This window comes from Sphingomonas morindae (genome assembly GCF_023822065.1).
GTDB lineage: Bacteria > Pseudomonadota > Alphaproteobacteria > Sphingomonadales > Sphingomonadaceae > Solisphingomonas > Solisphingomonas morindae.
Genome location: NZ_CP084930.1, coordinates 1,956,459 through 1,979,268, shown reverse-complemented (window position 1 = coordinate 1,979,268; position 22,810 = coordinate 1,956,459). Strand labels below are relative to the sequence as shown.

Genomic DNA, 22,810 nt, shown 5'->3' with positions numbered 1-22,810 from the left:
CGATGCCGGCGCTTCCGTCCGACATCGCCGCCGCGATCCGCGACGTGGCGATCGCGCAATGGTCCGCTCAGCCTGTGAAGGATCGCTACCCCTCGGCGCGTGACGGCGTCACCGACACGAGTGAGGGCTTCTTCGACACGCTCATCGATGCGCTCCAGGCGATCGCCGCGCGCGGCGCGCTGATCGGCACCGAGCGCCGCCGCTTCTCGGTCGTGGTGCAGGACCTCGTCTGGCTCGACCCGAGCCAGGGCGCGCCGACGATCGATCTCCACGACGCCGAGCAGGGCGCCGTCACCACCTTCGTCGTCGCCCGGATCGAGCTCGATCTCGAGGCGGAGACCACGACGCTCGAGGTCTTCGGCTGATGGCAAACGCCTGGATCCTGCCACCGCTGCCCTTCCTGTCGGTGGCCGGCTACGGCACCACCGCCGGCGATCCGGCCGCGGTCGCCTATGACTATGCCGGCGTTGTCTGGCGCAGTGGCGGCGGCGCGACGCTGCTGATCGATCTCGGCTCCGATCGCGCGCTCGACACGGTGGCGCTGTTCGGCGTCGATGGCGATCCCGCCTCGACGGTCGCCGTCCAGCTGGCGACGGCCGCGCAGGGAAACGGCTTTGCGGCTGGCGCCTTCTATGACAGCCCGGCGCAGCCGCTCTTCGCCGGCGCCGCGCGGCTCGCCAGCGGCTTCGGCGTGTCGCTCTGGTCTACGCCTGCGGCGGTGCCTCCAGTGCGCTATGTCCGCCTGGTTTTCTCGGCCGCGGTGCGTGTGAGCCGGGTGGTTGCCTGCCAGCGGATCCAGCTCGCCCGCAATTTCGGCTTCGGCGCGGGCTTCGGCGTCAAGGATCTGGGCTCGACCGACTGGTCGCGGCGGGGCGTGCTGCTGCGCCAGCGCGGCGCCAAGCTGCGCACCTGCGCGCTCACCTTTTCGAGCGTCTACCGCGACGAGGTGGAGCGCCAGGTGCAGCCGCTCCTGGAGCTCGTGGGCGTCACCGAGCCGGTCGGCCTGGTCACCGATCCGGCGGCCGATGCCATGCGCGAGCGGCGATGCTTCTTCGGCCCGCTCTCGGGCGGCGACATCGGCACCACCTGGCGCAATGCGCAAGCTTACGAGTGGAAAGCCGCGATGGTGAGCCTGTTCTGATGCTGGGTGTCATAGCCCAGATCGACGCCTACGATCCCGTCGCGGGTGCGGCGGTGACGTTGCGCGCGGCGAGCCATGACGATGAGGGGCTGTGCCTTCTCGGCCAGCAGATCTGGTGGCCGGCGCTCACCAAGCTGCCAGCGTTCCAATATGATCTCTTCGACGGCGCCTTCGGCAACGACATCGAGGCGCCGTCGACGAGCTTCAGCCTCTCGGCCGAGCCGTGGGCGCTGCTCGGCCGCTACCAGCTCGCCGATGCCGCCGTGCGGATCTGGGCGGGTGAGGTCGGGCAGCGCTTCGACCTCGATCCGCCGCGCTTCTCCGGCCGCGTCACGGCGCAGCCGAAGCTCGCCGATGGCCTGGCTGAGATCACGATCGCGGCCGACGACGCCTGGCTCGATACGCCGGTGCTGGCGCTCTACGCCGGCACCGGCGGGATCGAGGGCGGCGCGGACCTGACCGGCCAGCCCAAGCCGCTCGCACTCGGCGCGCCGCGCTATGTCGCAGGCACGCTGATCGATACCGTCAACAGCGTCTTTCAGATCTCCGCCTATGGCGCGATCGGAGCAGTCGAGGCGCCGCTCGAGAAGCTGGTCCGCTTCGGCCTCTATGCCGGCGACTTCGCCGACTATGACGCGCTGGTGGCGGCCGCGATCGCGCCCGGTACCTATGGCACCTCCCTGGCGCACGGCCTGGTCCGCTTCGGCGCGCCGCCTGCGGGCCAGATCTCGTTCCTGGTACAGGGCGATGTCGCCGGGCCGAATGGCTGGGCGCGCTTGCCCGGCCAGCTCATCCGCCGGATCGCGCTTCTCGCCGGCGGTGCGGGCAAGATCGACGATGCCTCGCTCGATGCGCTCGATCAGCGCCGGCCCTGGAAACTGTCGATCGACGTCACCGAGCAGACGACCGCGCGCGAGCTCATCCAGCGGATCGCCGCCAGCGTGAACGCGACGGCCGGTGTCAGCTGGGCGGGCAAGCTGTTCGTGGCGCCGGTTGAGCTCGGCGCGCCGGTGCTCGCGCTCCAGGCCGACGGCTCGGCCCTGCCGCCGGTCGCGTCGGTCAACCAGGTGGCGGTCGATCCGCCATGGTGGCGGCTCGCGATCGGCGCGGAGCGCTGCTGGACGGTGCATGCGCTGGGCGACATCGCGTTCACGGCCCAGCTCAACCAGCGCGGCGACTATTCCGCGGTCGCGACCTATCGCGAGGGCGATATCGTCAAGACGGATGCGGGGCTCTGGCTCTACATCGCCACGGCGCCGAGCGCGGGCCATGCGCCGCCGAACAAGGATTATTGGGCATCCTTCTCGGCCGACGCGAGTGCGGCGCTCGCCGCCGCCCAGGCGGCGCAGCAGGCGGCCGACGCTGCCAACCGCCAGCTCTCGATCATCGCCTCGGACGGCTATCTCTCGCGCGCGGAGAAGCCCCAGGTCATCCAGGATTGGGTGGTCATCGACCAGGAGCGCGCGCCGCTCGTAAACCAGTCGGCGGCGCTCGGCGTGGACAGCGGGCAGCTGCAGACGGCCTACAATGCGCTCGGTGCCTATCTGAGCTCACTCACGCCCAACTGGTCCGACACGACGCAAGACACGGCGATCGATCCGGCCACATTCCGGGGCAAGTGGGCGGACTATTACTTCGCCAAGGTCTCGCTGCTGAACGCCATCGCGCAGGCTGCGGCGCAAACCGCCTCGGTGACGAACCGGGTCTATTATTCCGAATTCCAGGCCGGGTCGAAGGGCTGGATGTGCGCCTATAATCCCGCCGGCGTCGGCGCCGGGGCGTTCGGCAGCCCGGTCGGCCTTCTCAAATATCACGGGCTGTCCGCCGGCGGCCGCACGGGCAACGCTACCGCCAGCTTTGCGGCCGACAACAGTCAGCAGATGTCGATCGTCAGCCGGCTCGCGAACGGAGATCCGAACAAGTACGGGATTAAGGTCACGCCGGGCGAGCGCATCTTCTATGGCGCGATCGTCAGCGCGAACAATTCCCAGCTCTACATGGTCGTGCGCTTCTTCGATGCGAAGGGCGCGAGCGGCGGGGTCATCATCGGTGAGGCGCCCGCTGCGGTCAGCCTGGCCAACGCAATCTGGCCCGACAACGACACGACCGATTATGCCGCGATTTACCGGATCGGCGGCTTCGCGCTCGTGCCGGCGAACGCCGTCTGGGCGGAGATCGAGATCTACGCGCACGCGCTGAATGCCGGTTATTTCGACCTCTATGTCACCCAGGTCATGCTGTGCGACGTGCCCCAGGCGCAGACGGCCTGGCCGCGCTACGTCGCCGGGCCGGCGGCTGATCCCGGCTCGGATAAGACCTCCGAGAACACGGCACTCGACACCACCAAGCTCGCCGGCCAGGACGCCGCCCAGGTCGCGCAGGCGGTGGCGAACGCCAATTCGGCCGCGGCGGCCGCGCAAGGCACCGCCAACGCGGTCCAGGCCTTCACCAACGACGTGGCAGACAACAACAAGGCCTCGCCCGACGAGAAAAAGCGGTACCAGGGCCAGGTCGCGCAGTGGGATTTCGACGTCAACCAGGAGGTGACGAAGGCGCAGGGCCTCGGCGTCTATGCCGAGAGCAACGTCTATCTCGCGGCGTGGAACGACTTCCGCAGCTTCCTGGTCAACACCGTCCAGATCAATGATCTGGGAAGCCGGACCTCTTTCGACCGCAACACCTTCCGGGGCAAATCGCAGAGCTTCACCAACGCCGCACAGGCCCTCCAGAACGCGCTGAAGGACCGCGGCGCCCAGCTGTCGCAGCAGACCACCGCGAACCTCTTCATGGACCCTCGCTTCCTCCGGCCGGGCGACCAGAGCGCGTGGACTTCCTTCGACACGCATATCGTAATCGAGGACTCGGGCGACGGCCGGCGCGCCCGCTACCCCGCCGATAACGGCGGCGACATGGCGGCCATAACCCAGCGGTTCATCTGCGGGTACACGGACTATGTTGACGTCGAGTTCGAGTACTTCGTCAACGGCAGCACGCGGGTGGGCAATGGCGAGGGCGCCAACTTCGGCGTCTGGACGAACGCTTACGACGGAAGCGGCAACCTGCTGTCGAACGCCCACTACGGCGCCACGACCGACATCAACTCGGTCCGCCGCGATGGGTGGTACCGCTTCAACGGCCGCATTCCGCTCGCGCCATATGGCGGCAACATCGCGTCGGTGCAGCTCTACCTGCAGGTGCAGCCGATCACCGGCGGCAACGTCTACCTGCGCAACCCCAAAGGCTACCTGATCCGCGCGTCCAGCGTGAACATCGGACCGAACGGGCGCGCGACGACCGGCACCTTTAACTCTTCGAACATGGTGGCCGGCATCCGGTCGCTTAACCTGACCGGCTTTACGCTGTCGCAGAGCATGGCGGCCGACAGCAAGAGCATCACGGTCAACGCCACGCAAGCTCAGTACCGGCTCGATAACGGGGCGACGATCACCTACCCCTCGGCCAGCTTCGGCGGGCTCCAGTTCAGCACTCAATACTTCTTCTGGCGCGTCGACCCCAACCTGGATGGCGGCAGCGGGTACAGCTACTCGACCAACATTGCGGACGCGGTAGCGCCGGGGCAGATCTACCTGGGGTTCATCCTCACCGCGAATGCGGCCGGGACCGGCGGCGGCGGCGGCGGGTACGGCGGCAGCCAGTGCGTCGACCCCGACATGTACGTCAAGGTCGAGGGCAGGGGCCCGGTCAAGGCCAAGGACGTCGCGCCGGGCGAGCGCATCCTCTGCCTCACTGAGGACATGAAGGGCACCGAGTTCGTCGAGGTGACGGCGAACATGCCCTACTCGAATTTAAAATGCCGGGTGACGGCCGCGAGCGGCGAGATCTGGGAGGGCGCGATCAACACGCCGATCCCCAACCCCGATGGCTCCTACGACCTCGTCGCCAACGCCTGGGCGGACAAGGGGCCGGTTGGCGATGCCGACGGCAAGGTGGCATGGTCCGACATGGCCGCCGAAGCGATCACGATGGGCCCGGTCCAGGCGATCTCCTGCCACGAGCGCGTCTATGCCGCCGGCAAGGAGCCGGGCCGATACGTCTTCACCCACAACATCACCGCGAAGCCCTGAGGAGCCGGCATGGCAGACGATCCCGCCACCGCGGCCGATGACACGCACTTCACGGTCGTGCCAGCCCCGCCCGAGGTGGCGCTCACCGAGATCGCGCTCGAGGGGCAGCCCGCGACCGACAAGGCCTATCGGACGGCGACCGGCACCTGCTTTCGGGCGCGCGTCGTCACCATCCAGCGCCAGGATACGGTCGCACCGGTCAACGGCGCGGGCGTGAAGGTGGCGGCCGCCGGCGTGAACCTGTCGCTGACGCTGGCGGTGCTCGACGCCAGGATGGATGTGGCGACCGACAGCGCCGGCGAGCTCCTCATCACCAACACGCACGAGATCGTCTGGGGCGACCCGGCGCACGCCAACCCCGACTTCGACCCGGCGGCGGACCTGATGACGATCCTGCGCCAGGAGGCCTATCGCCTGGAGACCCGCATGGCCAAGCGCTCGGCCGTCGCCGACGTGCTCAGCCAATGGGGCGGCGCCCCAATCGCCGCCGCCGATCCCGTGCAGCCGCTCTTGCCGGCGACATCCTCCACAACCGTGGCCGAGCTCCTCGCCGCGGCCGAGCCCTCCACCGAGCCCGCTACCGCCTGACCTTTCCACCACCGGAGATCCTGCCATGCGATCCTTCAAGATCGCGGGTGCGCTGCTGTGCGCGCTCGCGACCCTCGCACCCACGGCCGCGATGGCCGCCGACGCGCTGAAGAGCGTGCTCGTCTGGGATCCGCGCTTCCCCGGCCGCGAGCCGATGCGCGTCACCATCACCGAAACGGCGGCGGCCGCGCTCGTCCAGGCCGGCGTTGCGACGCCGGCGGACAGCGGCGACTATGGCTATCTCGCCGGCCTCAACCAGAAGCTCGCGGCGCAAGGCTCGACCTTTCCCGCCGGCGCCGGCGCGGGCCAGGTGGCGAGCGGGCTCACGGATCCTTTCGCGGGCAAGGGGCTCGGCACCACCAGCTACACCACCTTCGGCACCGTGCCCGGCCAGCTCGGCCTCTCGGGCAACCAGATAGTGAGCGGCGCAGCGCTACCGCTCTACGGCCGCAAGACCTATGCGATCGGGGTTGAGGCGATCTCGGGCGACGGGTCCAAGCGGGTCGGCGAAACGCTGACGCTCACCGCCAAGGTTCAGCTGCCGGGCAGCTGCACCGCACCGCCCGCGCTGCCGCTCGCCGCCGGCGCCAAGATCGTCTGGCATGGCGACAGCATCGGCGGTCTCGGCCTCACCAGCTCGAATGCAACCAACAGCGTCACCACGCGCATGTCGAGCATCATGGAGACGGCGTGGGCGGACAACCCTAACTTCACCTACGAGAATTGGTACGATCCGTCGAACCTGAGTCCGTTCAACTCCATCAACCCCTGGGCGGGCGGCCTGCAGGGGATCGCCGGTGACCACCTCGACTGGGGCAACGATCCGTTCGGCAACGGTATCCTCAACCGGACCCTCTATTCGCTCGCGCGCGGGCCGGCGCTGGTGATCCTCCAGGGCGGCGGGAACAGCATCAACTCGGGCGACGACATGGGTGGCGCGCCGGCCGGCGCCGACTATGTGATCGGCAAGCTTGACGCGACGATCAACCAGTTCACCTGCCGCGGTGTCTGGGTGGTGCTGATGACGCTGCTGCCCGACGGCTTCTGGCCGCCCAAGGATCCGCGCCATGAGACGCTGCGCCAGGTCAACACCTGGATCCGCGCGCAGGCGGGGCGGGCGGGGGTGAAGATCCTCGACCCCTACAACAGCTTCGTCGACCCGGGAGACCCCGACAAGGTGATCCAGGCGCTCTACCAGGAGAATTATGACCCGGCGACGCAGACGGGCGGCGTCCACCCGAACCAGGCCGGCGCTTGGCTCCTCTACCGCGACTATCTGAAGCCGCTGCTCGCCCAGATGATCGCGCCGGGTTCGGTGCTCAACACCGATCCGACCGTCGGCAACATCGCGCCGGCAACCACCGCGCTTATGAACGGCACCGGCACCGGCACGCTCAGCGCCGGCGGCACGAACGGCGGCGCGACGCCGGTGAAGCCCACCGGGGCGGCGCCGCAGGGCTGGACGGTGAACGCGGTGCGCGGCTCGTCCGCCTCGAGCGTCTCCGTCGACACCTCTCAGGGCAGCTACAATCGCCTGGTGCTGAGCGTGACGCCGGCGAATGACGGCTATACCGGGCCCTATCACGAGATCGACATCACTCCCTCGACCCAGACCTTCGGCACGCCCGTGCCGGCCGGCAGCTGGGTGCAGGCCTGGGTGCATGTCGAGACGCCGGCCACCGGTGTGCTGGGCGACGGGCCGAGCACTCTCATGGGGACCTGGACCGTCTACAATGCCGCCAACACGGTGCTGGCGGCGAACCGCGCGCAGGCCGAGTTCACCGGCATCGCCGAGAAGCCGAATTTCGGCCGCGGTGGCTACTGGCTGCGCTTCCCGCCAATCCTGGTGCCCGCCGCCGGCCCGGCAACGAAGTCGGCCATGTCGCTGATCGTGCTGTTCCCGAAGAGCAATCTGCCTTTCACGGTGAAGGTCGATCGGCTGATCATCCGTCAGGTCGCCGACCCGCGTCCGACCTGGAACCTGCCCTAAGCCTTCGCTCCCGCGCGGGCGGCGCGCCATCGTCCCCCCGCGTGTTCTCCTCCTCCTGAAAGGTCATCCCATGCTCCGGATCCTTCTGGGCGCAGTGTCGCTCGCCTGCGCCTTGTTCGCTACGCCCGCGGCCGCCCGCACCATCTACGTCTCCCCGGGCGGCAATGACACGAACAATTGCCTCTCGACGGGCCAAGCCTGTCGCACGATCCGCCAGGCGGTCTATCGGACCCAGCCCGGCGACCAGGTGCTGATCGCCAAGGGCGACTATGTCGGTCCCACCTGGATCGGGCGCGGGGGCGCCGAGGGGAAACCGGTCGTCTACAATTTCGCCGCCGGCGCCCGCCTCGTGCACGATCCAGCCGACGACAAGTCGCTCTTCACGCTCGACGTGGCGGCGCCCTATGTGCGGATCTTGAACGGCGAGTTCGTCGGCACGCTCCAGAGCATCACGCTCGACCAGGCGCAGGCGAATTACCGGGCGGAGAAGGCGACCGGCAAGGCGCCGACGCACCAGCGCTTCAACCAGTATTGCATCGCGATCCATGCCGACCACGTCCAGGTCGCCAGCACCTATGTCCACGACTGCTCGGGCGCCGGCATCTATGCGCAGAACGTCGACGACGTCGAGATCGCAGGCAACCGGGTGGAGCGGACCTGCTGGTGGACCCTGCAGGATCCCTCGGCGATCGACTTTCACTACGGCCGGACGCCGCTCGACGGGAAGCCGAAGGGGGTGCGGATCCTCAACAACACGGTCCGCGACACCGCGAACCTGGTGCCCTTCTGGATGGACCCGCTCGGCGCCAAGCCGACCGATGGCAACGGCATCATCGTCGATCTCGCCCAAGGGCATGACGCTGCCTACGCGGGCACGGTCCTGATCCAGGGGAACACCGTCGAGCGCTCGGGCGGCTCGGGGATCCGCGCCTATGGCTCCAAGCTCGTCACCATGGCGAAGAACATCGTAACCGGCAGCCACACATGCCCGATCGATGGCGCCAGCTGCGGCGATGAGAATGGCGAGCTCAACTTCAACGCCTCGACCGGCGCGGTGAACGGAAACACCGCCAGCATCACCGGCGGGCGGCGCGCGCTCTTCGTCTACAAGAGCCAGGTGCTCCAGGGCGCGAACACGCTGAACGGCGTGGTGGACGTGCGGCCGTGAGCGCGATCGCCGCCGTCCTGCAGCAATGGCCGTCGATTGCGGCGGCCCTCGGCGCCGCCGGCGGCGGCGGGCTCATCGTGAAGCTGCTCGAGCATGGGCGCGCCAAGCGCAAGCAGACGGACGAGGTGGCCCTCGACCTGGTCAAGCGGCTCACCGCGCGGATTGAGACGCTCGAGCAGGCGCAGGCGCACGAGCGCGAGGTATGCGAGGCGCGGCTCTCTTCGGTTCGGCACGAGCTCCGGAACGTCGCCGCCAACTTCGACGGGCTGCTGCTCGCGCTTAAGTATGCATCGCCCGAGCGCATCCAGGAGATCGTCGCAGACGTGCTGGCGCGCCGCGCTGCAGCTATTCAACCGATCCCCAACTTGGCCAGCGCGGCCGCCAGGCAAGAGGTCGCGGAAATTGCCCTTCCCGGATGACTCGCGTTCTATAGGGTAGCTCTCGGATCTCGTGTTGCAGCAGTGTCGGCGGCGCTGATTTGCATGACGTACAAGATCAGTCCCCGTTCGTCCGTGACCTCAATCCGCCATTCCCGGTCAAGCCACACCTGAATCGGTTGGTCGCGCAATAGCTCTCCTACGAAACATGCCGTCTCCCGACGAAGAGCTTGCGAATCCACGCCATCGATCTGGATCGTGTCCTCGACCTGGGCCGCCGTTTTGACGTTGATGTAATAGCGCACGGATCCGATCTCCTTTTCGAGGGGAGTGCCTCGCCGACCTTATCGTTCCACGCCTTGATCTAGATTGCTGTAGCCAGAGCACACAATTGCCGCGCGGCCGAGGAAAGACGCGGCGGAGCAGAAGCTTGTCAAGGCGACCCGTGGGAAGTGCAAAGGTGCTGCGCGTCTTTCCTCATGCCGACAAAATCTTTGGAGGCTTCATGCAAGACCAGAAAGCCGCCGTGCCCCCGGGCGTGGCGAAAGGCGGAGCGCTGCTCGCGCTCGTTGGCGCAGCGACAGCCGCAATCGTCGCGCCCTTCGTCTCGACCTGGGAAAGCGGCGGCAAGCCGCCTCTCCGCGCCTATCGCGACATGGTCGGCGTATGGACGATCTGCGATGGCGACACCAAGAACGTGGTTCCGGGCATGACCGAGACGGCGGCCGGCTGCGCGGTGCGGCTCGACCAGCGCCTCGCCGACCACGTCGGCCCGGTGCTCGCCTGCGCGCCGGTGCTCGCCGGCCACCCGTACCAGCTCTCGGCCGCGATCAGCCTCGCCTACAACGTCGGGACCGGCGCCTTCTGCCGATCGACGATCGCCCGCCTGTTCAAAGCGCGCCAGTGGCGCGCCGCCTGCGATGGCTTCCCCGCCTGGTCCTATGCTGGCGGCCGCCAGGTGCAAGGCCTTCTCAACCGCCGACGCGCCGAACGCGCTCTTTGCCTGAAGGAACTGCCGCCAGCTTAGGTCTCAAAGGATCTTCCGCAGAGGAGGACGGCGGCCAGCACGCCCGCCTGCCATAGATCGCCGCGGGCAGCCTTCCGCCCGGCCACGGCCATCGTGATCGCCTGCGAAACCGCTGACGGCGCACCTCGGAGTGTAGCCGCCATGGCACGCGCTTCCTGGTCGATGCTCCCCTTCATTTCATCGCCCCCTCGTCTGTTCTGAAGAAAGGATATTACATGCCCGAGCTTACCGCACCCGCTGCGACCGCAAGCCGTGCCATTTTGGGGGCGCTTGCTCGCAAGGCGATCACGATCGCCGGCACGGCGCTCATCTCCCACGGCCTGGTCGACCAGGGCACGGTTGATGCCGCGACCGGCCCGATCGCCGACTATCTGGTTGGCGCCGGCCTCATCCTGGCCTCGGGCGCCTGGTCGATCGCCCGGGCCCGGATCACGCACACGCGCTTCGCCAATGCCTGGCGCAAGCTGACAAGCGACGCGAAGTGATTTCGGCTCTTGTCGCCTGGCTGATTCAGAAGGGCCTGCCCGGCTGGGTTGCCAAGCTCGCGGTGGCGGCGCTCATCCTGATCATTGTCGCCGCGCTGCTCGGCAGCGCCTACGCACTGATCCGCGTCGGGGGAGAGAAGGCGGGCGCTGCCAAGGTCGAGACCCGCATGGCCGACCAGCACACCGCTGCCGTCGCCGATGCTCGCCATGATGAGCAAATGGCCCAGGCCGCCACCAACCGGATCGGCGCCGAGATCGTCCAGCGTGACGCCGTCACGGCCGCCGCCACCCGCACCACCATCGAGGATATGCACCATGCGTTCGACGCTGCCCCGCCGGCTGCTGCCGGCAGCCTTCCTGCCGCTCCTATTGATGAGCTGCGCGCCCGCCTTAACGCCGCCATCGATCGCGCGAGCCGAGCGGCCGATTCTGCCGCCGCTGCCGACGGGAACCACGCAGACTGAGCAGCTGGCGCCGCTCACCGCGAAGCCGAGCGGGCAGCTGGTGACTATCGATCGCGCGGTGCTGGCAGAGATCACCGATCGCCTCGCGGAAGCCGCCGGCGCTATCGAGCGGCTCAACGGCCACGTGCTCGCGATCGCGCGCGCATATTCGTGCACGGCCACGGCGCTCTCGTCCGGCAAGAGCGCCTCGGGATGCTCGAACAACTAGCGCACCGCAAGCGCCGTCAGACCCATCATTGGCCTCGTGACGCCCATTCTTCTCAACCACGCTCTTCAGCGCATGCGCTCGTCATTCACTCCAATTTGGCTGTTTCAGTCGAGAAACACTTTCCATTTGTCTGAAACAAGACCCGTAAGAACTCCGGTGGCACCTTATACTCTGGTCTAAGCTGCCAGCCGCATGCCATGGCGGGAAGATTCTCTTAAGTTCGGCGGTGTTCTTTGAGCCTGTATCGCGCTTCAACAGGACCGCCTTCATGTTAAACGCAAGCAACTCTCTCCGTACTGTGGCCACTCTGATCGCTGCCGTCGCCGCAGCGACGGTCTGCTCCGCGCCGGCCGAAGCGGCTGGGTCTTCCACCGGCACAGTCGGCGTGTCGCTCAATGTCACCGCCGCCTGTGCGGTGAATGGCGCGACCTCTATTGGCGCCAATCTCGGCCAAATCGGCTCGATCGCTTTCGCCGATCAGCCGGGCCTTTTCGGCAACACTGATGCCTCAATGATTGCCACCGGAGGCGGCACCGGCCTGTCTGTGCTGTGCTCGCCGGGCTCTACCCCGACCCTCACCGTCGGCTCGGGCGCCAATGATGCGGGAGGCCTGCACTACATGGCTTCGGGTACCAACAAGGTCGCCTACCATCTTTACAGCGACAGCGGGCGGACGAACGAAATCGCGATCGGTCAGTCGATCAGCCTCGGCACCGCCACATCGACTGCGTTCAACGTCCCAATCTTCGGCCGTGTCAGCAGCAACGGCGCAGTGCTGGCCGCTGGAACCTATACCGACACAGTGCAGGTGACGATCGCCTGGTAAACAAAGCACTTCGCGAGACACCATCGATGCCTGTTCGTTATCGTATGGCCGCAGTCATGCTGGCGAGCGGGTTTTCCTTGGGACTCGTTTCATTCCCGGCGACGGCCGAGACTGCGAAGAGCTTCCAGGTTTCGGCCATCGTCGCCAACGGCTGCTCCGTCACCACATCCGGGGGCGGGAGCTGGGGCAGCATCGATCTTGGCACGGTTTCCGGCGTCTCCACCGCGACAGTGCAGGCGAGCCTCCTGCAGGCGGGACAAGCAGGCCTCCAATTCGACTGCACCCCCGGCATGACCGCCAGCATCACCGCAGACGCTGGACTCTCACCCACCAGCGCCAGCATTCGTCAGCTTGCCAGCGGCGCCGGCCGGGTACCCTATACGCTCTACGCGAACGGCTCCAACGTGCCGTGGACTACAAATGCGATCGCGCTCTCCTTTCCAGTCGGCTCGTCGCACATTTCCATGCCCGTGATCGCCAAGGCCACGCTCACCGGGGCCACCCCCGCAGGCGCCTATGCCGACACGGTGCGCATCACGCTCAGCTGGTAGCGCGCCGCCCGCCTTCCTCACCGGAGTAGCCCTCGATGCTTCGCAGATTCATGTCCATCGCTCTTCTCGCCGCCGCAGCGAGCGCACAGGGCCGGGCCGCCGCCATCGTCCTGTGGCCAGTCGATCCGACGATCGCGGCGGGCCAGACCGCGACCGCCCTGTGGGTGGAAAATCGCGGCCCGCAGCCCGTCACCCTTCAGGTCCGCGCGCTCGGCTGGATCCAGGCGGACGCTAAGGACAGCTATGATCGGCAGGACGAGGTGGTCACTTCGCCCCCCATCGCCAGCGTCGCGCCAGGCCAGCGGCAATTGATCCGGATCCTGCGTCGCGAGATTGGCACCGCTGCCGCCGAACATAGCTACCGTCTGCTCATCGACGAGCTACCGCCGCCGATCGATCCCGCGAAGCCCAACGCGGCCAGCGCGCAGCTCTCCGTGCAGATGCGCTACTCGATCCCGCTTTTCACCTATGACGGAGACGTCGCCGCGAGGCCGGCGCTGACCGCGCGCACTGTGATCATCGATGGTCAACGATACGCGGAATTTCGCAACGTTGGCCAGCGCCACGCCCGTCTCGTCAACCTGCGTATCCAAACCCCCGCGAAGGAGTTCACGGTCAACTCCGGTCTGATCGGCTACGTGCTGGTGGGCTCCACAATGCGCTGGTTGCTGCCGGAGGGCATGCCCAACGGCACTATCCTCGTCAATGTCAACGGTGCCGATACCTCGCTGGCCCCGATCGCCTGACACGGTTCATGCGCCGTTGCCTCCTCTCCCTTCTGCTGGCTCTCGGACTGGTAGGAGCGCAGGCCGCACGTGCCACCGCTCTGCCTGCCTTCGAGGCCGCGCCGGCTGAACAGCCGCTGTTCGTCGAACTCGTACTCAACGGGCAGGCGGGTGGCGACATCGTGCCGTTGCGGCTGTCGGGCGGGGGTGCACTGGTCGATGCCGCGTTGCTGCGGAAGGCGGGCCTGTCGGTCGCGGGCGAGGGGCCGGTGGATGTGAGCCGCATCCGCGGCGTTCAATCGACCTACGACGCCGCCGGACAGACGCTGCGGCTCGACGTGTCGCCTGAGATGCTGCCCACCAACCACATCTCGCCCACCGCTCGCGACCGCGCGCAGACCGTCGCCGATCTGGGCGCGATGCTGAACTACGACGCCTACGTGCAGACCGCCGACGGCGCCACCACGGCATCGCTGTGGAGCGAGGAGCGACTCTTCGGCCCCTACGGTACCATTTCCAACAACGGCACGCTGCGCACCGGCACCGGCGTCCGGACAGGCTATCTGCGGTACGACACGCGCTACCATTATGTGGACGAAGCCCATGCGCTGACCTTCACCGCAGGAGACCTCATCACGCAGTCGCTGCCATGGACGACCTCGGTGCGGATGGGCGGCTTGCAGATCGCGCGCGACTATCAGGTGCGCCCGGATCTCATAACGGCTCCGCTCCCGAGCTTTGCGGGCAGTGCCGCCGTTCCGTCTGCGGTGGATCTATTCGTGGACGGCTATCGCCAGCAAAGCGCGCAGGTGCAGCCTGGCCGCTTCGTCCTCGACAACATGCCCGTGGTGAACGGTGCGGGGCAGGCGACGATCGTCACCACCGATGCGGTCGGCCGCCAGATTGCCACCACGATCCCCTTCTATGTCTCCTCGACGCTGCTGAAGCCTGGCCTCCTGGACGTCTCGGGCGAGATCGGCTTTCTGCGGCGTGCCTATGGCCTCAAAGGTTTCGACTATGGCGAGGCCGCCGCGAGCGGCACGATCCGCCGGGGCCTGACGCCGCAGCTCACGGTCGAGGCGCATGGCGAAGCGACGAAACGCTTCGCGCTGGGCGGCCTAGGCATCGTCTTCGCGCCGGGCCGGTTCGGCACGATCAACCTCTCCACCGCGACGAGTCGCGGCGGCGCGCGTGCCGGCACGCAGTGGACCGTGGGCTACAGCTACACCGCGCGCCGCTTCTCAATTTCGGCGGAGCATGACCAACGTAGCAACGGCTACAGCAATCTCAGCACCTTCAATCTTGCCCATTTCGAGGGCACACGCCGTGCCGATCGCGTAATCGCCACCGTGAATATTCCACGCCAAGGCAGCATCGGTGCTGCCTTCATCGACGGCATGACGCTAGCCCATGCTCACACGCGCATTGCTACCTTGTCCTATTCGCGCCCGATAGGCCGCTTCGCGAGCCTGTTCATCAGCTGCGACCATGACTTCGCCCAGCACAGCACCAGCGCGCAGCTGCGGCTGATCGTGCCCTTCGGCCGCAACAGCATCTCGGCCGGCATCACGCACGATCGTGGCCGCGGCACGCTGGCCCAGGTCGATTATGCGCGATCGGTGCCTTCGCAGGGCGGCATCGGGCTCAACGCGACGCTCGCCGGCAACGCGGACGGCCGGATGTATGGCCAGGGTACCGCGACGTGGCGCGGCTCCGCAGTTCAAGTGCAGGCCGGCGGTTCGTTCACGCCGGACAGTCGCTCGGCCTGGGCCGGCGCGACCGGTTCGCTCGTGGTGATGGACAGGAGCGTTTTTGCCGCCAATCAGGTGACGGACGCCTTCGCGGTGGTTTCCACCGGTGGTGTCGCGAACCTTCCCGTCTCCTACGAAAATCAGCCGATCGGCCGGACCGACAGTCATGGTCGCCTGTTCGTGCCGCAGGTCACCGCCTATCATGTTGGCCGCTTCGCGATAGACACGTTGAACCTCTCCGCCGATCAGATGGCCGCGACGGTCGAGCGCCGGCTGTCGTTCCGCCAAGGCACCGGCGGGGTCGTCAGGATGACGGTCAGGCGGGTTCGCAGCGCCACCGTTTCGCTCGTCGGACGCAACGGCAGACCGCTCGCCGCTGGCGGCCGCGTGACGCGGGCGGACGCCGCCGATGCGGAGATCGGCTGGGACGGGATCGTCTTCCTCGAAGATATCGGCGCCGAGACCGACCTCGCCGTCATCACCCGGGATGGCCGTTGCCACGCGCATGTCACCCTGCCCGCCAAGGCCTCGGCGCTCGCCCAGATCGGACCTGTTCCATGCCTATGATCCGCCTGCTATGCGCCCTCCTGCTCGCGCTCGGCACCGCCGGCGTTGCGGACGCGACCTGTCTCGTTTCCTCGCCATCGCTCGCCTTCGCGGCAGGATCCACTTATGATGTGAAGGCGAGTGCCGTCGCGAATATCTCGGGCAAGGCGGGGCTCGCCTGCACCGGCTCGGTGCTCAACGTGCTGGGCACGAGTTATGCGCGCGCCACCATGACCAGTCTCAATGGCTTCGCGCTGAAGAGCGCATCGGGCGGCAGCATCCCCTTCCAAGTTGCTGCCGATCAAAATTTCTCCTACCCCTTCACCCAGGGTGGCACGATCGATTATTATAATTCTACGCTGCTGTCGGTGCTCAACATAGTGAACCCCAACAGTTTTGTGCCGCCGCTGTCGGCGCGGATCACCGGGGCGCCGAACATTCCGGCGGGAACCTATACCGATACGCTGACCATCCAATGGAGCTGGAAGGTCTGCAACGGCGTCGATGTGTCGGGCGTGGTATGCGTCGCCTACGAAACGGGCACCGGAACCACGACGATCCAGGTGGTGCTGGTGTTGAGCGCTGACTGCCGGATCAACGCGCCTAGTGTGAGCTTCGGCACCGCCCCGCTTGCCAGCCAATTCCAGCCGGTCGCGCAGGCCGTGCTGGTCGATTGTTCTACCGGCAGCAGCTACAAGGTCAGCTTCTCGAGCGGGAGCAACGGGTCCGCCCGTCCCTGGCGCACGATGACCGACGGCGCGGGCCATGTGCTGCAATACAATATCTACCGGACCGACGGCGCGACCATCTGGGATGAAAGCAATCCACTGCCGAGTAGCGCCAACAACGGCGTTGGATCGGGTTCGACCACCCCGAACCAGATGCAGTCCTATGTCGCCAAGGTGAACTCCGCCCAGAGCACTCCACCGGCGGGCACCTACACCGACACCGTCAACGTCATCATCTCCTTCTAAGGAGAGCCGCTTGCTCTCCTTCGGAGCTGAGAACGGCGTAGCCGGGAAATTGAGATAGAGCGATCATTCTGCTGAACCCTTCTTCGCCGGCCTGGGCCGGCGGGGGTGCCGCGCGCCATCGCGGCAACCGACGGGCGCTCCCCCGTCGCGTGCGGCCGGCCGGCCGCTTACGCCCCGCACCCAGCTTGCGCCGGGTGCCGGAACATAGAGAGCACGAAATCCTACATGGAAAGCTCGTCCTCCGGCCGAGCTTTTTTAGGCTACTGCCACCAGCTGCGCCGGGAACGGTGCGGCGAGCGTAAGCGCCTCCTCGAGCGGCGCGCTGAGCCAGCGCGTCTCATCTTGGTCGTGGAGCCGCACTGGCATCGCCTTGTGGTGGATCGGCGCGACCAATCTGTTGGGCCCGGTGGTCAGGATGAAGAACACGGCGCCGCCCTCCGCCGGACGCTACACGCCCGCAAAGCTGACGATCGGCCGCGACAGCACGTTGAAATAGTGGAGCAGCCGCTCGCCAACCAGCCGAAGCCATATCCGCTGAAGCTGGTGAAGGGCACGAGGCAGCCCCGCCTCGAGTTCTGCAGTGCAGAACGCAACAAGGGCAAGGTACAGCCGCGATCGTTGGTTATGGACTTCTCGATCAGCTTGCCCGAGGCGATCGGGCATAGCTTTCGTCGGCGGGGTACGGCCTGGCTATGCCATAGCGCGCGAGTCGCCAAGCGTTCTCGGCGCTCATACAGTAGCGATTGTGCAACGGCCTAAAAGTAGTGCTGCGCTGTCAATCGCCCAAGCCGGGCCACCTTACTCCGGCAGCACAAGCTTTCTGTGCATGAACAGCCAAACGGGCCTGAGTATGTTTCAGCCTGATTTCACAGGCTTTTCTTCCCGTCAAAATTACTAGAAACTTCTTTGCCTTAGATTGGGAAAGACGCAGTTTTGATTTTACCAGATAGGCTGTCCCGCATTAGCTTTTTGTTGGCGGCCTCTGCTGCGAGCCAGTATTTATTACTCATTACATTTCGCACTATCGACACGGGTATTCCCGCTCGCGCTGCGATGATGCTCGGCGAAATAGCACCCTGATCGTACTTGGCCTTCAAAGCAACGCGCGTAGCAAAAGGAAAGAGTATTTCATTGGCGCAGATCGACGCCCGCAACTCAGAGATAAACTGTTCCGTCCATGCATCAGGATCAAACTGAGCAAAGCAGAGTAGCACATTATCAATATCGTCAATCTCGGTCATGAAATCAGCTTCGGTATCAAGCATAAGATGACAGGCCTCCTTGACCTGCACCCACCTCTGCCAATCGAGAGTCAAGGTCGGGCAAAGGAATATTTTACCCAGCACTCGAACATCTCTATACGCACCGGGCTGTTCAGTCACCCGCCTCACTTGGCCAACAAGAGGACGCATCGGTTCGTTGAAGCGCTCAACCATAACAGCATCAACGCCATTCAGTGATGCTTGGTGCTTGATTACGGGCCAAAGCTTGTCCTTGAGCGTCGGAAACGCTGCATCGCCATAACTATCGCGATAGGACAAAAGAATAGCGGCGGCCTTAGTGACCGCCGCTTGAAAAGGAGACGTCATTTGCCACCTGACCGGTCAACAGACCGATCGCATTACAACATCAAGCGGCCATGTAAAGAAGGTCATCAACCGACGTGGAGATAAGCCCCTCGTCGTCCACCATAAAACCGGTGAAGCGTCCATGCCGGATCGCATCCTCCGATCTGTTGACGGCCGCTCGCAGGCTGTCGACGGTGGTTTCCTCGTCGGGAATGACGAAGAACTTAATGTCGAGCAGACCACGCGCGCCGGCATCGGCGAAATTCTTCGCCAACGTTTCACGCTCGATCGACATCTCGGTTCCCTCAGCTATGGCGCCGACACTCCGTCGGCAATTCTTAACGCGCAGGGAAGGTAACGCGTTCCTGATTAAGGAACCCCTACCCGAACCCGACGCTGTGCGCGAAATCGCACGTTTGCGCGACTAAGCGCAAGTGACCATTTCGCAACACCAAGATGGTCACTGCCGGGGCCGTTTCAAGGTTGCGCACCACCTGCCGCAGCCGAGACATCGATGCGGCGCAGCCACGATCCAGCGCCGCCGCCACCGGCGCGGGCTTCGATACGGCGCCCGCACCTTTATCGGACGGCAAACGGTCCGGTGCAAGTCCGGTGACGCGGGCTAATCCGAACCAGCTGTTCACCTTCTGTTGCGGCTTTCAGCTGAACTCGAAAGGCTGCAAAGCCCCGAAAGACCTAGTATCCCCTTCCCTCCGAAGGCTGATGTCAAGGGTGACGGCGGAAGAAAGTGACGAAGAAAAGCGCTTAATCTCAACGATATACCGAACTTTCGTTCGCTGCTTCACAGGTTCGGAAATTTCGCGTAAGCACTGCGTAAGCAGGAAGCACCCATAGCTCAGCTGGATAGAGCGCACCCCTCCGAAGGGTGAGGTCTCAGGTTCGAATCCTGATGGGTGCGCCACTGCTCACCACTCGATATCGTCGGCCTATCCAGGTGTTTGCTGGCGATGCTGGCTTGGAGCCGAGCCCGTCACGCGGCGGAATGCGGTGCTGAACGCCGCCTCGGACTGGTAGCCGACCGAGAAGGCGATGCTGGCAACGCCGTCATCGGTCCGCCGCAGACGGTCTGCGGCGAGGCGCATGCGCCAGTCCGTCAGATAATCCAGCGGCGGTCGGCCGACGGCATCGCGGAAGCGCTCGGCGAAGGTCGTGCGCGACATGCCCGCATGATCCGCGAGCGCGGCGAGCGTCCAGCGGCGGCCCGGCTCGGCGTGCATGACGCCAATCGCCCGCGCGAGCCGCGGATCGGACAGCGCGCCGAGCCAGCCGGACGACTTGCCCGGCGCGCTCGCCAGCCACAGGCGCAGCACCTGCAACAGCATGATCTGGGCGAGGTGATCGGCCATCAGCGCCTGACCGGGCGCGCAGTCCCTGATCTCCACCGCGAGCTGGTCGAGCGCCCAGCGCAGCACGGCGGCGTGGCTCGACGCATTGCGGAGGTGGACGATGGCCGGCAGCGCGCCGAACAGCAGGCCCGCATAGTCGCCCTCGAAGGCGAAACGCCCTCCAATCAGGAAGAAGTCGCCACCGCCGTTGCAGGTCGCGATGCCGTCCACGGCCCGGTCGTAGATCGCGGGCGAGTCGATCGGCGGCAGCGCGAGTTCGGTCGCGAACAGGAAGGGTCGGCCGCGCGTCAGAAGAAAGCAGTCGCCGGCTTCGATCCGACGCGGCTCCGTTTCCCCGTCCACCTGCACCCAGCAGGCGCCGCGCATGACGGCGTTGAACTTGATGCCCTCGTGCGGCGGAAAGCGGATCGCCCACTCGCCGCCCGCGTCGAGCCCGGCGCTGACCGCGCTTCTCGGCCGCAGCAGCGAAAGGACGTCGGACAACGGGTCCAGCGCAGCAACTCCGGACGATGGCGAAAGAGATGCGAACTATACCGCATGGATCGTTCGATCTCCAGCCCCGATGGTCTTCCAAATTCGGCAGGTGGCGCCTGCTTGACGTGGAGACAGACTATCATGATCGACCAACAGCATCCGCTCGGCACTGGCTTCGGGGCCCAGACGACTGCCGCCGATGTCCTCGACGGCATCGATCTCACCGGCAAGCGGGCGATCGTCACCGGTGGTCATTCGGGGCTCGGGCTGGAAACGACGAAGGCGCTCGCGGCAGTCGAAGCGGAGGTGATCGTCGCCGCGCGCGATGCCGAGCGAGCGAAGTCGGCATTACACGCTCTGCGCGCCGTCACGGTCGCACCACTCGACCTTTCCGATCTCTCGAGCGTCAGCGCCTTCGCCGAGCGGATGCTGGCGGACGGACGGCACATCGATCTACTGATCGCCAATGCCGGCATCATGGCCTGCCCGGAGACGCGCGTCGGCCCGGGCTGGGAGGCGCAGTTCGCGACCAACCATCTCGGGCACTTCGCCTTGACGCGCTGGCTCTGGCCGCTGCTGCGCGGTGGCTCGCGCGTGATCTGCGTGTCCTCAGCCGGCCATCACGCCTCGCCGATGCGCTGGGACGACGTGCAGTTCGAGCAAGGCTACGACAAATGGCTGGCCTACGGGCAGTCGAAGACTGCCAACGCGCTGTACGCGCTCCACGTCGATCGCATCGGACGCGACGAGGGCATACGGGCCTTCTCGCTCCATCCCGGCAAGATCTTCACGCCGCTCCAGCGCCATCTGGCGCAACAGGAGATGGTCGCGGCCGGCTGGCTCGACGCGAGCGGTGCCCCCGCCGATCTAACCTTCAAGTCGCCGGCACAGGGCGCGGCGACGACGGTCTGGGCGGCAACCTCGCCCTGGTTGGACGGAGTCGGCGGCCTCTACTGCGAGGATTGCGACGTCGCGCCGGTCGCGCACGACGCTACCTTCGTCGGCGTCAGACCCTATGCCGTCGATCCTGACGAGGCCGAGCGATTGTGGGCGCTGTCATGCGAACTGGCCGGGCTCGACGCGGTACGGCCAGCAGATAGGCGCGATGGACGATGAACTAAGGCCAAGTCAAAAGGACGACTTGCCAAGGCTGGGCGATCAAAGGCGACCGATGAATGCGCCGCAGGCAACGCTCCGCCTGGGCGCTATTCGTTATGCGACCGGACCCAAGATCGCGAGGTGGAGGAATTGGTTGAATGCTGTTTGCTCATAAGTTGAGAAGGGCGGGCCGTTGCGGAAGCCTCGTCGCCGGTAAAGCGTCAAAGCTGGCTCGAAGGCCGGACCACTTCCTGTCTCCAAGCTAAGCCGCGCGACGCCGCGGCGGGTCGCTTCGGCGATGATCGCGTCCAGCAGGCATGCGGCCGCGCCCTGGCGTAGGAAGTCCGGGTGGGTGCGCATCGACTTCACCTCGGCGCCAGCGTCAGGCAGCATCTTGAGCGCGCCGACGCTGGCCACCCGCCCGTCGCGGCGTGCCGTCCACACCGTGACCTCGGGCACCTGCAGGCCTGAAAGGTTTAGCGCGAAAACGCTCCCCGGCGGAGAGACCGCGTGCATTCCGGCCAAATGTAACGCAAGCAACTGTCGTGTGTCCTCGCCGCTCAGATCGTCTTCGCGTATGTCAAACATCGTAGGCTTCCGGGAACGCTTGCGGGCCGATGATCAGACCGTAATCGCCGAGTCGGACCGATCCAAGCGGAAGGCCGGCGACCAGCCGAGTTCCGTCATTGCCTTGCCGACGCTCACCACGCCTCCCTCGTCCGCGATGTTGTAAACGCCCGGCGCGCCATGATCGATGGCCAGCGCGGCGGCTGACGCGGCGGCGTCGACGTGGAGCGGAGAGGCGCCGTCCGGCGTCTGCGTCCAGGTTCCTGGGCCGTAGAGCTGACCGTAGCGCAACACGATACCGTCCAGCCCGGACGCGTCGAGAACCGCCCGTTCGAGGGGCACGACACCCTCGACGATGGTGGTGTGGCGTGCGCCTTCGGCGCCCACGTCGAGCGGCGCATCCTCGGTGTACGGCGTCGGACCTGGTGCATAGGCCCAGGCGATGCTCTGCGCGACGAACCGTCCAGCTCCCGCGGCGATCGCTGCCCCGACCAGATTCGCCGTGCCTTCGCGACGTAATCGGGCATTGGCGCGCCGCGCCGCCTCCGGATCCTGCTCGAGTCCGGACGACAGATCGGTCAATTGATGGATGACGATATCGGGTTCGGCCTCACGAACCGCGCGGACCAGCGCATCGGCGTCGAATACGTCGACGATCAGGGGCGTGGCTCCGAGCGCCTCGATGTCGGCGACCCGTGCCGTTGAACGCGTCGTGCCGAACACCCTGTGTCCGTCGCGGACCAGCAGAGGAACGAGACGCCGGCCGATGGCGCCTGCCGCTCCGGCGAGAAAGATCTTTTGGCTCATCGCATCCTCCGATCGAGACCTGG

At 66.2% G+C, this 22,810-nt stretch carries 25 protein-coding genes and 1 tRNA gene; 18 read left to right on the top strand and 8 right to left on the bottom strand.

Going from position 1 to position 22,810, the window contains the following annotated elements; translation table 11 throughout:
* Positions 1–2: 2 nt before the first annotated feature.
* The 7 genes from LHA26_RS09700 to LHA26_RS09670 all read left to right on the top strand — a co-directional run bounded on the left by LHA26_RS09700 (position 3) and on the right by LHA26_RS09670 (position 9,391).
* The gene (locus LHA26_RS09700) at positions 3–365 is read left to right on the top strand and encodes a hypothetical protein (RefSeq protein WP_252165425.1); all 363 of its coding nucleotides are present in this window, start codon (positions 3–5) and stop codon (positions 363–365) included.
* A complete protein-coding gene (locus tag LHA26_RS09695; RefSeq protein WP_252165424.1) occupies positions 365–1,141 on the top strand; it encodes a hypothetical protein in 777 nt (258 codons plus the stop codon). The genes LHA26_RS09700 and LHA26_RS09695 overlap by 1 nt, the downstream gene beginning before the upstream one ends.
* On the top strand, positions 1,111–5,226 hold the full coding sequence (locus tag LHA26_RS09690) for a hypothetical protein (protein WP_252165423.1): 4,116 nt from the start codon (positions 1,111–1,113) through the stop codon (positions 5,224–5,226). Before LHA26_RS09695 ends, LHA26_RS09690 begins: the two co-directional genes overlap by 31 nt.
* 9 nt (positions 5,227–5,235) lie before the next feature.
* The gene (locus tag LHA26_RS09685; RefSeq protein WP_252165422.1) at positions 5,236–5,814 is read left to right on the top strand and encodes a hypothetical protein; all 579 of its coding nucleotides are present in this window, start codon (positions 5,236–5,238) and stop codon (positions 5,812–5,814) included.
* Positions 5,815–5,839: 25 nt separating this feature from the next.
* On the top strand, positions 5,840–7,804 hold the full coding sequence (locus tag LHA26_RS09680) for an SGNH/GDSL hydrolase family protein (RefSeq protein WP_252165421.1): 1,965 nt from the start codon (positions 5,840–5,842) through the stop codon (positions 7,802–7,804).
* Positions 7,805–7,874: 70 nt separating this feature from the next.
* Positions 7,875–8,972 (top strand): right-handed parallel beta-helix repeat-containing protein, encoded by a 1,098-nt coding sequence (locus tag LHA26_RS09675; protein ID WP_252165420.1) that lies wholly within the window; start codon positions 7,875–7,877, stop codon positions 8,970–8,972.
* Positions 8,969–9,391 carry a hypothetical protein gene (locus LHA26_RS09670; protein WP_252165419.1) on the top strand — a complete coding sequence of 141 codons (423 nt, stop codon included), beginning with the start codon at positions 8,969–8,971 and terminating at the stop codon, positions 9,389–9,391. Before LHA26_RS09675 ends, LHA26_RS09670 begins: the two co-directional genes overlap by 4 nt.
* A gap of 8 nt (positions 9,392–9,399) precedes the next feature.
* Here the strand turns inward: LHA26_RS09670 and LHA26_RS09665 are convergent, their stop codons facing one another.
* Positions 9,400–9,654, bottom strand: a complete 255-nt coding sequence (locus LHA26_RS09665; protein ID WP_252165418.1) for a DUF6894 family protein — start codon at positions 9,652–9,654, stop codon at positions 9,400–9,402.
* Positions 9,655–9,809: 155 nt separating this feature from the next.
* Here LHA26_RS09665 and LHA26_RS09660 point away from each other — a divergent pair, with 155 nt between their 5' ends.
* The 9 genes from LHA26_RS09660 (at position 9,810) to LHA26_RS09620 (ending at position 16,906) form a co-directional block, all read left to right on the top strand.
* The gene (locus tag LHA26_RS09660) at positions 9,810–10,376 is read left to right on the top strand and encodes a lysozyme (protein ID WP_252165417.1); all 567 of its coding nucleotides are present in this window, start codon (positions 9,810–9,812) and stop codon (positions 10,374–10,376) included.
* 215 nt (positions 10,377–10,591) lie between these two features.
* Positions 10,592–10,861, top strand: a complete 270-nt coding sequence (locus LHA26_RS09655; protein WP_252165416.1) for a hypothetical protein — start codon at positions 10,592–10,594, stop codon at positions 10,859–10,861.
* Positions 10,858–11,325 (top strand): hypothetical protein, encoded by a 468-nt coding sequence (locus LHA26_RS09650; protein ID WP_252165415.1) that lies wholly within the window; start codon positions 10,858–10,860, stop codon positions 11,323–11,325. Before LHA26_RS09655 ends, LHA26_RS09650 begins: the two co-directional genes overlap by 4 nt.
* Positions 11,326–11,365: 40 nt before the next feature.
* Entirely contained in the window at positions 11,366–11,533 is a 168-nt protein-coding gene (locus tag LHA26_RS09645; RefSeq protein WP_252165414.1) for a hypothetical protein, read from the top strand.
* A gap of 298 nt (positions 11,534–11,831) precedes the next feature.
* On the top strand, positions 11,832–12,359 hold the full coding sequence (locus LHA26_RS09640; protein WP_252165413.1) for a Csu type fimbrial protein: 528 nt from the start codon (positions 11,832–11,834) through the stop codon (positions 12,357–12,359).
* A gap of 26 nt (positions 12,360–12,385) precedes the next feature.
* Positions 12,386–12,910 carry a Csu type fimbrial protein gene (locus tag LHA26_RS09635; protein WP_252165412.1) on the top strand — a complete coding sequence of 175 codons (525 nt, stop codon included), beginning with the start codon at positions 12,386–12,388 and terminating at the stop codon, positions 12,908–12,910.
* Positions 12,911–12,945: 35 nt separating this feature from the next.
* Positions 12,946–13,656, top strand: a complete 711-nt coding sequence (locus LHA26_RS09630) for a fimbrial biogenesis chaperone (protein WP_252165411.1) — start codon at positions 12,946–12,948, stop codon at positions 13,654–13,656.
* Between the two features lie 8 nt (positions 13,657–13,664).
* Positions 13,665–15,953, top strand: coding sequence for a fimbria/pilus outer membrane usher protein (locus tag LHA26_RS09625; protein WP_252165410.1), 2,289 nt, complete (start codon positions 13,665–13,667; stop codon positions 15,951–15,953).
* On the top strand, positions 15,944–16,906 hold the full coding sequence (locus tag LHA26_RS09620) for a Csu type fimbrial protein (protein WP_252165409.1): 963 nt from the start codon (positions 15,944–15,946) through the stop codon (positions 16,904–16,906). The genes LHA26_RS09625 and LHA26_RS09620 overlap by 10 nt, the downstream gene beginning before the upstream one ends.
* A gap of 255 nt (positions 16,907–17,161) precedes the next feature.
* On the opposite strand, the gene LHA26_RS09615 is transcribed toward LHA26_RS09620, so the two are convergent.
* From LHA26_RS09615 to LHA26_RS09600, 4 genes are all read right to left on the bottom strand, one after another.
* Positions 17,162–17,332 carry an SOS response-associated peptidase family protein gene (locus LHA26_RS09615; RefSeq protein ID WP_252165408.1) on the bottom strand — a complete coding sequence of 57 codons (171 nt, stop codon included), beginning with the start codon at positions 17,330–17,332 and terminating at the stop codon, positions 17,162–17,164.
* Positions 17,333–17,353: 21 nt separating this feature from the next.
* Positions 17,354–17,569 (bottom strand): hypothetical protein, encoded by a 216-nt coding sequence (locus LHA26_RS09610; RefSeq protein ID WP_252165407.1) that lies wholly within the window; start codon positions 17,567–17,569, stop codon positions 17,354–17,356.
* Between the two features lie 248 nt (positions 17,570–17,817).
* Positions 17,818–18,495: a hypothetical protein gene (locus LHA26_RS09605; protein ID WP_252165406.1), complete on the bottom strand. Its 678-nt coding sequence runs from the start codon at positions 18,493–18,495 to the stop codon at positions 17,818–17,820.
* Positions 18,496–18,535: 40 nt separating this feature from the next.
* Positions 18,536–18,769 carry a hypothetical protein gene (locus LHA26_RS09600; RefSeq protein ID WP_252165405.1) on the bottom strand — a complete coding sequence of 78 codons (234 nt, stop codon included), beginning with the start codon at positions 18,767–18,769 and terminating at the stop codon, positions 18,536–18,538.
* Between the two features lie 550 nt (positions 18,770–19,319).
* Between LHA26_RS09600 and LHA26_RS09595 the strand changes: the two genes are divergently transcribed.
* Positions 19,320–19,396 (top strand) — tRNA-Arg (locus tag LHA26_RS09595).
* 25 nt (positions 19,397–19,421) lie between these two features.
* Here the strand turns inward: LHA26_RS09595 and LHA26_RS09590 are convergent.
* On the bottom strand, positions 19,422–20,324 hold the full coding sequence (locus LHA26_RS09590; protein WP_252165404.1) for an AraC family transcriptional regulator: 903 nt from the start codon (positions 20,322–20,324) through the stop codon (positions 19,422–19,424).
* Positions 20,325–20,456: 132 nt separating this feature from the next.
* Between LHA26_RS09590 and LHA26_RS09585 the strand changes: the two genes are divergently transcribed.
* Positions 20,457–21,431 carry an SDR family NAD(P)-dependent oxidoreductase gene (locus tag LHA26_RS09585; protein WP_252165403.1) on the top strand — a complete coding sequence of 325 codons (975 nt, stop codon included), beginning with the start codon at positions 20,457–20,459 and terminating at the stop codon, positions 21,429–21,431.
* 96 nt (positions 21,432–21,527) lie between these two features.
* On the opposite strand, the gene LHA26_RS09580 is transcribed toward LHA26_RS09585, so the two are convergent.
* A complete protein-coding gene (locus LHA26_RS09580; protein ID WP_252165402.1) occupies positions 21,528–22,001 on the bottom strand; it encodes a GNAT family N-acetyltransferase in 474 nt (157 codons plus the stop codon).
* Between the two features lie 33 nt (positions 22,002–22,034).
* Positions 22,035–22,787: an NAD-dependent epimerase/dehydratase family protein gene (locus LHA26_RS09575; RefSeq protein WP_252165401.1), complete on the bottom strand. Its 753-nt coding sequence runs from the start codon at positions 22,785–22,787 to the stop codon at positions 22,035–22,037.
* Positions 22,788–22,810 lie beyond the last annotated feature (23 nt).